At 39.8% G+C, this 1049-nt stretch carries 1 pseudogene; it reads right to left on the minus strand.

From position 1 onward, the window contains the following. A pseudogene (locus ACFILT_RS03230) lies at positions 1-1049 on the minus strand (autotransporter outer membrane beta-barrel domain-containing protein); the annotation flags it as partial.

The raw sequence follows: 1049 nt of genomic DNA on the forward strand, positions 1-1049 counted from the left end.
TGTGTTTCCGTAAGTATAGAGGAAGAAACCGGTTTGTTTTTCCTCTTCTTTTCCTAAGACGGATGTTCTGATATTGGCTAAGAGTGCGTTTTGTTTAGCCATATCGGTTAATCCACTATAGAAGAGAGCATTTGGCATGACTAAGTAACTGGCCGTTTGTGCTACAGGGACGATCACACTTGGACCAGAACCAGAATCTGTTTCAAGAATTTCTTTATGTAAGCGGAAATCCCAGAAATTTTCATTCTTCTCATCAAAGAGGCTTTGTGCAACATCGGCTGTACCGTGGCTTGACTCTGGTCCATAGGCCGTTAGCGTATATTTATAAGGCAAACGATTTCTTGTGGTATAGCCATTTACGAGTTTGAAAGAGTCTTCTCGTGCTTTTCCAGATACTTGAATGAGTGAAAGTCCACCTATATTGGAAGGATCAGCAGCATTGACTACACTACTTTCATCTCCTGAATCGCTTTTGATATAAACTGTTGTGGAGCCTGAGACATCACCGTGGATCAGAAGTCTATCGGTTTTTTGATCGGCACTTGCTACGCCATCACTCCAAGCAATATTGAAGTAAATCTTTGCATCACCAGAGGCGTTGTAGACTTCTTGCGTGTCTGGTTTACCAGAACCTATATGCAATGTGTGATAATGATCTTCTGTTTGTCCATTAAAGATAATAGAGCTGTTATCGAGATTAAGCGTAGAAATATCGGAACGAGATCTTTGAGCAATATCAAGCAGATTGCCATCATCATCTTTTTCTTTTGTACTGGTCTTTAGTGTCCATGTTGTCTTGTTTTGTAGATCAAAACGTACATTTCTGTCTTTAGCAATATTCGCTCTGCCTTCTAAATTTGAATGATCAGCGCTTAATGTGAAGGTGCCATTGGAGATCTCATTAATATCTTTCTCCTCCCAAAAGCTTTCTTTTTTTGTAAAGAGGCCGTCCCCTAATAACACGTCGGCATGGATTTCTGAATTTGTGAGATTAACTGTACCAATTGACAGATCGGCACTATTTTCAATGTTATTTTTAGTGAAAGCTC

Origin of the sequence: Bartonella sp. AP7XZML, assembly GCF_042195745.1 — a bacterium.
GTDB lineage: Bacteria > Pseudomonadota > Alphaproteobacteria > Rhizobiales > Rhizobiaceae > Bartonella.